This window comes from Streptomyces sp. NPDC058308, assembly GCF_042880275.1.
GTDB lineage: Bacteria > Actinomycetota > Actinomycetes > Streptomycetales > Streptomycetaceae > Streptomyces.
Genome location: NZ_JBHVZA010000031.1, coordinates 73,248 through 80,056 on the forward strand (window position 1 = coordinate 73,248; position 6,809 = coordinate 80,056).

The 6,809-nt window shown below is 69.9% G+C and carries 6 protein-coding genes; 1 reads left to right on the top strand and 5 read right to left on the bottom strand.

Annotated elements, in window-relative coordinates; translation table 11 throughout:
- Window positions 1-3 precede the first annotated feature (3 nt).
- Window positions 4-489 (top strand): DUF3180 domain-containing protein, encoded by a 486-nt coding sequence (locus ACFVYL_RS31775; RefSeq protein WP_389722083.1) that lies wholly within the window; start codon window positions 4-6, stop codon window positions 487-489.
- Window positions 490-587: 98 nt separating this feature from the next.
- Here ACFVYL_RS31775 and folE read toward each other — a convergent pair whose 3' ends face one another.
- The 5 genes from folE to ACFVYL_RS31800 all read right to left on the bottom strand — a co-directional run bounded on the left by folE (window position 588) and on the right by ACFVYL_RS31800 (window position 6,555).
- The gene (gene folE / locus ACFVYL_RS31780) at window positions 588-1,193 is read right to left on the bottom strand and encodes a GTP cyclohydrolase I FolE (RefSeq protein ID WP_389722085.1); all 606 of its coding nucleotides are present in this window, start codon (window positions 1,191-1,193) and stop codon (window positions 588-590) included.
- A gap of 142 nt (window positions 1,194-1,335) precedes the next feature.
- On the bottom strand, window positions 1,336-3,357 hold the full coding sequence (ftsH, locus tag ACFVYL_RS31785; protein ID WP_389722087.1) for an ATP-dependent zinc metalloprotease FtsH: 2,022 nt from the start codon (window positions 3,355-3,357) through the stop codon (window positions 1,336-1,338).
- Between the two features lie 184 nt (window positions 3,358-3,541).
- On the bottom strand, window positions 3,542-4,102 hold the full coding sequence (gene hpt / locus ACFVYL_RS31790) for a hypoxanthine phosphoribosyltransferase (RefSeq protein ID WP_055549829.1): 561 nt from the start codon (window positions 4,100-4,102) through the stop codon (window positions 3,542-3,544).
- Between the two features lie 54 nt (window positions 4,103-4,156).
- A complete protein-coding gene (gene tilS / locus ACFVYL_RS31795) occupies window positions 4,157-5,194 on the bottom strand; it encodes a tRNA lysidine(34) synthetase TilS (protein ID WP_389722089.1) in 1,038 nt (345 codons plus the stop codon).
- 233 nt (window positions 5,195-5,427) lie between these two features.
- Entirely contained in the window at window positions 5,428-6,555 is a 1,128-nt protein-coding gene (locus ACFVYL_RS31800) for a zinc-dependent metalloprotease (protein ID WP_389722091.1), read from the bottom strand.
- Between the last annotated feature and the right edge of the window lie 254 nt (window positions 6,556-6,809).

Genomic DNA, 6,809 nt, shown 5'->3' on the forward strand with positions numbered 1-6,809 from the left:
CCCGTGAAGGAACTGCGCATCAGGACACTGGCCGGCCTTTTCCTCGCGGCCGGAGTGCTGTCCTGGTCGGGCGCCCGGCTGTGGGACTCCTTCGGCACGCTGCCGCGCGTCCCGCTGGCCGCGCCCATCGTGCTCGCGGTCATCGCCGTCGTCCTGTTCGCGACGGCGCTCTCGCTCCGCTCGCGGCTGCGCGCCCAGCGCGAGCGCCGCCCCGGCGCGAAGGGCGTCGAACCGATGATGGCCGCCCGCGCCGTCGTCTTCGGCCAGGCCAGTGCCCTGGTCGCGGCGCTCGTCACCGGGATGTACGGCGGTGTGGGCGTGTTCATGCTGGAGTTCCTCGACATCCCCGGCCGCCGCGACCAGGCGGTGTATGCCGGGCTCTCGGTCCTGATGGGCATCGCGGTGATCGTGGCCGCCTTCTTCATGGAGCGGGTCTGCAAGCTCCCCGAGGACGACGACGAGGACGGCGGGACGGCCGCGGCGGCGTAACCGCGCCCCAGGGCCCCCTCCGCCCCGTCTCGGCACCGCCCTCCGGCCCACCTGGCCCGGGGAGGGGGAGTTGTGGGGCCGGTCGGAACGGGAGCGGCTCAGCGGGCGATGATCAGGCTCATCGCCTCATTGCGCGTCGCGGGGTCGCGCAGCTGTCCGCGCACCGCGGAGGTGATCGTCTTGGCGCCGGGCTTGCGCACCCCGCGCATCGTCATGCACATGTGCTCGCACTCGACGACCACGATCACACCGCGCGGCTCCAGTATCTCCATCAGGGAGTCGGCGATCTGCGTCGTCAGCCGCTCCTGCACCTGCGGCCTGCGCGCGAACACATCCACGAGCCTGGCCAGCTTCGACAGGCCCGTGATCTTGCCGTCGGTGGACGGGATGTAGCCGACGTGGGCGACCCCGACGAACGGCACCAGATGGTGTTCGCAGGAGCTCATGACCTCGATGTCCTTCACCAGGACCATCTCGTCGTGGCCGAGGTCGAACGTCGTCGTCAGGACGTCCTCCGGCCGCTGCCACAGCCCCGCGAATATCTCCCTGTACGCCCGCGCCACGCGCCCCGGCGTCTCCCGCAGGCCCTCGCGGTCCGGGTCCTCCCCCACGGCGATCAGCAGCTCACGCACGGCGTTCTCGGCCCGCTTCTCGTCGAACTCACCGATCGAGCCCTCGCCGTCGAGCGTCACGGGGTCGGTCATCTGTGCCTCGTTCCTGTGCGTACCCGCGCCTGCCTGCGCGGGTGTGAGCGTGCCTACGGCGGGCGTACAAAACAAGCCGCGCCCCCCAGGCTAGAACCAGGGGGGCGCGGCATACATTCCGGGCCTGCTGAGGCAGGCGGGGTCAGCTCTCGGGGCGGTCCTCCGGGGCCACCTCGATGGGCTGCTCCGTGCCCGCGGTCACCGCGGGGGTGGTGCCGTTCGCACCGTTCGTCAGCGACAGCTCCCGGGGGGAGAGCACCGGCGGGCGGGTCGAGGGCGTGCGCCGCGAGGAACCGGTCCACGCCGGGCGGGCCGGGCGCTTGACGATGCCTGCGAAGACCTCGGCGATCTGCTCCTTGTTGAGCGTCTCCTTCTCGAGGAGCTGCAGAACCAGGTTGTCGAGGACGTCGCGGTTCTCGACGAGGATCTCCCACGCTTCGTTGTGCGCGGTCTCGATGAGCTTCTTGACCTCTTCGTCGACCAGCGCCGCGACCTCTTCCGAGTAGTCGCGCGGGTGACCCATCTCGCGGCCCAGGAACGGCTCGGTGTTGTCACCGCCGAACTTGATCGCGCCGAGCCGCTCGGTCATGCCGTACTGCGTGACCATGGCACGGGCGGTCGCGGTGGCCTTCTCGATGTCGTTCGCCGCGCCCGTCGTCGGGTCGTGGAAGACGAGCTCCTCGGCCGCGCGCCCGCCCAGCATGTACGCGAGCTGGTCGAGCATTTCGTTGCGCGTGGTCGAGTACTTGTCCTCTTCGGGCAGGACCATCGTGTAACCGAGGGCCCGGCCGCGGGACAGGATCGTGATCTTGTGGACCGGGTCCGAGTTCGGAGACGCCGCCGCGACCAGGGCGTGACCGCCCTCGTGGTACGCGGTGATCTTCTTCTCCTTGTCGGACATGATCCTGGTCCGCTTCTGCGGGCCCGCCACGACGCGGTCGATCGCCTCGTCCAGCGCGTGGTTGTCGATCAGCTTCTTGTCGCCGCGCGCCGTCAGGAGCGCCGCTTCGTTCAGCACGTTCGACAGGTCGGCGCCGGTGAAACCGGGCGTACGACGGGCCACCGCGCCGAGGTCGACGTCCGGGGCGACCGGCTTGCCCTTCTGGTGGACCTTTAGGATCTCCAGACGGCCCTGCATGTCCGGGCGGTCGACGGCGATCTGCCGGTCGAAGCGGCCGGGGCGCAGCAGCGCCGGGTCGAGGATGTCGGGCCGGTTCGTGGCGGCGATCAGGATGACGCCGCCCTTCACGTCGAAGCCGTCCATCTCGACGAGCAGCTGGTTCAGCGTCTGCTCGCGCTCGTCGTGACCGCCGCCCATGCCGGCGCCGCGGTGGCGGCCGACGGCGTCGATCTCGTCGACGAAGACGATCGCCGGGGCGTTCGCCTTGGCCTGCTCGAAGAGGTCACGCACACGGGAGGCACCGACACCGACGAACATCTCGACGAAGTCGGAACCGGAGATCGAGTAGAACGGGACTCCGGCCTCACCGGCGACGGCGCGCGCGAGGAGCGTCTTACCCGTACCGGGCGGGCCGTAGAGGAGCACACCCTTGGGGATCTTGGCGCCGACGGCCTGGAACTTCGCCGGCTCCTGCAGGAACTCCTTGATCTCGTGGAGCTCCTCGACCGCCTCGTCGGACCCCGCCACATCGGAGAAGGTCGTCTTCGGGGTGTCCTTGGTGATGAGCTTCGCCTTGGACTTCCCGAAGTTCATGACCCGGGAGCCGCCGCCCTGCATCTGATTCATCAGGAACAGGAAGACGACGACGATGAGGACGAAGGGGAGCAGGGAGAGCAGGATGCCGACGAACGGGTTCTGCTTCGACGGCGAGACGGTGTAACCGTCCGGGATGTCCTTGGTCTGGTACTTGGACTGGAGGGACTTGGCGAGGTCGACGCCCTGGTCGCCGATGTAGCTCGCCTGGATCTTGCTGCTGCCCTCGACCTTCTGGCCGTCCTTGAGCTCGGCCTTGATGATCTGCTCGTCACCAGTGGTGATCTTGGCTGACTCGACCTTGTTGTCGTTGATCGCCTGGACGACCTGGCCGGTGTCCACCGTCTTGTAGCCGCCGGACGAGCCGACGACCTGCATCAACACGACCACGGCAAGGACGGCCAGCACGATCCACATGACTGGCCCACGGAAGTATCGCTTCACGTCCATCCATACGGAGCGATGACGCCCCGTCCCTCCTGCCATAGTGAGTTTGATAAAGACTGTTCTTCGGACGGTACCCCAGCATTGTGACCCGAAGATGCCTGGGACTGCTGGCAATACCGCCTTCGCATGCTTCAACGGCGGGAAACGGGTGAGGGTTCCCCGGCGTCGTACGCGGTGCTACGGAACGTCAGCCGCCGTAGACGTGCGGCGCCAGCGTTCCCACGAACGGGAGGTTGCGGTACTTCTCGGCGAAGTCGAGGCCGTACCCCACGACGAACTCGTTCGGGATGTCGAAGCCGATCCACTTCACGTCGATCGCGACCTTCGCCGCCTCGGGCTTGCGCAGCAGCGTGCACACCTCCAGGGAGGCGGGCTCGCGCGAGCCGAGGTTCGAGAGCAGCCACGACAGCGTCAGGCCGGAGTCGATGATGTCCTCGACGATCAGGACGTGCTTGCCCTTGATGTCGGTGTCCAGGTCCTTGAGGATCCGCACGACGCCGGACGACTGGGTGCCCGCGCCATACGACGACACGGCCATCCAGTCCATCGTGACGGGGGTGGACAGCGCCCGCGCCAGGTCCGCCATGACCATCACCGCGCCCTTGAGGACGCCGACGATCAGCAGATCCTTGCCCGCGTACTCCGCGTCGACCTTCGCAGCCAGCTCAGCCAGCTTCGCGTCGATCTCTTCCTTGGTGATGAGCACCGACTGGAGGTCGGTGCCCATGTCTTTCGCGTCCACCCGCATCACTTTCGGTCGTCCCACCGGCCGACAGGGCCCGCAACGAACACGGGGCTCTCGTCAGCCTTGCCGGATCACCAGTCTGCCACCCTGCCGCTGAGCCACGACTTTGCCCGGGAGGTTGATGGCTCCCTGGCCGCGCCAGCCGGTGATCAGACGGTCCACTTCCTCGATGTGCCGGGCGAACAGCGCGCCGGCGGGCGCGCCCGCCTCGATGGCGGCCCGGCGCACGATGCGGCGCCGCACGGCGGGCGGCAGCGCGTAGAGCTTGGCGCACTCCAGGAGGCCGGTGGCGTCGCGCACGGTCGTCTCGGCCTGGGCCGCCCACAGGTCGAGGGCGTCGGCGTCGTCCCGGGACAGTTGGGCCGTGCGGGCGAGCGCCTCGACGACTCCCTTGCCGAGCGCCTTCTCCAGGGCCGGCAGTCCCTCGTGGCGCAGCCGGGACCGGGTGTACGCCGGGTCGGCGTTGTGCGGGTCGTCCCAGACGGGCAGCGACTGGACCATGCACGCCTTGCGGGCGGTCTGCCGGTCGATCTGCAGGAAGGGGCGGCGGTAACGGCCGGCGACCCCCGAGGTCTCGGCCATCCCGGACAGGGAGCGGATCCCGGAGCCGCGGGCGAGGCCGAGCAGCACGGTCTCCGCCTGGTCGTCGCGGGTGTGGCCGAGCAGCACGGCGGCTGCTGAATGCCGTTCGGCGGCGGCGTCCAGGGCTGCGTAGCGAGCGTCGCGGGCGGCGGCTTCGGGGCCGCCGTCCCGGCCGACGCGCACCGTGCAGGACTCGACCGGAGTGAGGCCGAGCGCGGTCAGGCGCACCACGACCTCGGCGGCGCGCAGCTCGGACCCGGGCTGCAGGCCGTGGTCCACCGTGACCCCGCCGGCGCGGATGCCGAGCTTGGGGGCTTCGAAGGCGAGCGCGGAGGCGAGCGCCATGGAGTCGGCGCCGCCGGAGCATGCGACGAGCACGAGCGGCGGCGGGGCCTGCTCGTGCGGGGGGTGGGGCGGGTCGTTCTCGGTGCTGCGCTGTACGTCGGTCAGTACGTCGTGGAGTACGCGGCGGACCGCCAGGCGTATCGCCGCGACCGCAGGATGGGGACCCATGTCCGGTTCCCTTCATGAAGTTCGGGGGTGAGCCTCGGACCAGTCACTCAGGACACACTCGGGGCATCCGGACCCACTGGGGGCCTTCTTTCCCGCAAGTTCGGTCACTCAGAGTGTGTCGATGGTGACAGAGCCGAGCCGTTCCCCGAGCATTGCACGCCTACCCACCGCCTACGGTCCCTCGGACGGGTGATTGCGGGGGCGTTCTCCTGCCGTCGGCCGCATCCGGTATCTCAGTCTCCCTTACGGTGCACCCGCGCGACCCAGTCCGCCGGTTTGGCGATCTCCGCCTTCGTGGGCAGCGTGTTCGGCGATGTCCACACGCGGTTGAAGCCGTCCATGCCGACCTCGTTGACGACCGCGCGCACGAAGCGCTCGCCGTCGCGGTACTGGCGCAGTTTCGCGTCGAGGCCGAGGAGCTTGCGCAGGGCCTGGTCGAGGCGGCTCGCGCCGCGCGCGCGCCGCTCCTTGAACTTCTCGCGGATCTCGCCCACGGACGGCACGACCTCCGGCCCCACACCGTCCATCACGAAGTCCGCGTGGCCCTCCAGGAGGGACATCACGGCCGTCAGACGGGCGAGGATCTCGCGCTGGGCGGGGGTCTGCACCAGCTCCACGAGGGAGCGGCCCCCGTCGGCGGACTCGTCGCCCTCCGCCTCGCTCCGGCCGCCCGCGAGCGACTGGGCGGCCTCCCTGATGCGCTCCAGGACCGTCATCGGGTCGACCTCGGTCTCCCCGAGGAACGACTGGATCTCCCCTTGGAGGTGGTCGCGGAGCCAGGGGACGGCGGTGAACTGGGTGCGGTGCGTCTCCTCGTGCAGGCAGACCCAGAGCCGGAAGTCGTGCGGGTCCACGTCCAGCTCGCGCTCCACATGCACGATGTTCGGCGCGACGAGGAGGAGCCTGCCGCCGCCGTTCGCACTCGCGGGGAGGTCGCGGGTGGCCGGGGCGAAGGTCTCGTACTGCCCGAGGACGCGCGAGGCGAGGAAGGACAGGAGCATGCCCAGCTCCACGCCCGTCACCTTGCCGCCGACCGCGCCGAGGACGGCGCCCCCCGCGCCTCCGCGGCGGTCCTGCATCTTGTCCAGGAGGGGCTTGAGGAGCTCGCGGAAGCCCTCCACGTTGGCCCGGATCCAGCCTGCCCTGTCGACCACGAGGACCGGGGTGTCGTGGGTCTCCGCCGTGCCCATCCCCGTGAAGGAACGGACGTGCTCCTCCGAGGACTTGGCGTGCCGGCGCAGCTCGGCGACGACGGCTCGCGCCTCGTCACGGCTCACTTCTGGGCCCGGCCTCACGAGCCGGGTCGCGGTCGCCACCGCGAGGTTCCAGTCGACCATCTCCGCACCACCGATGCTCGTCATGCGTCAACGGTACGTGGTCGCTCCCTCTCTTGGAGGGGCTTGCACCCCTGCGTTGTCCCGGTGGTTGCCCCCTAGGGGGTCGGGAGGGGGTGGGGGGGGTGGTGTGGGGTGGCGGTTGCTTCTCGGGTGTCTCGGGTGCGGGCCGTGTGTGGCTTGGTGCGCAGTTCCCCGCGCCCCTGGGGGAGCCGGGGGTGCTTCTCGGGTGCGGGTCGGGTGTGGCTTGGCGCGCAGTTCCCCGCGCCCCTGGGGGAGCT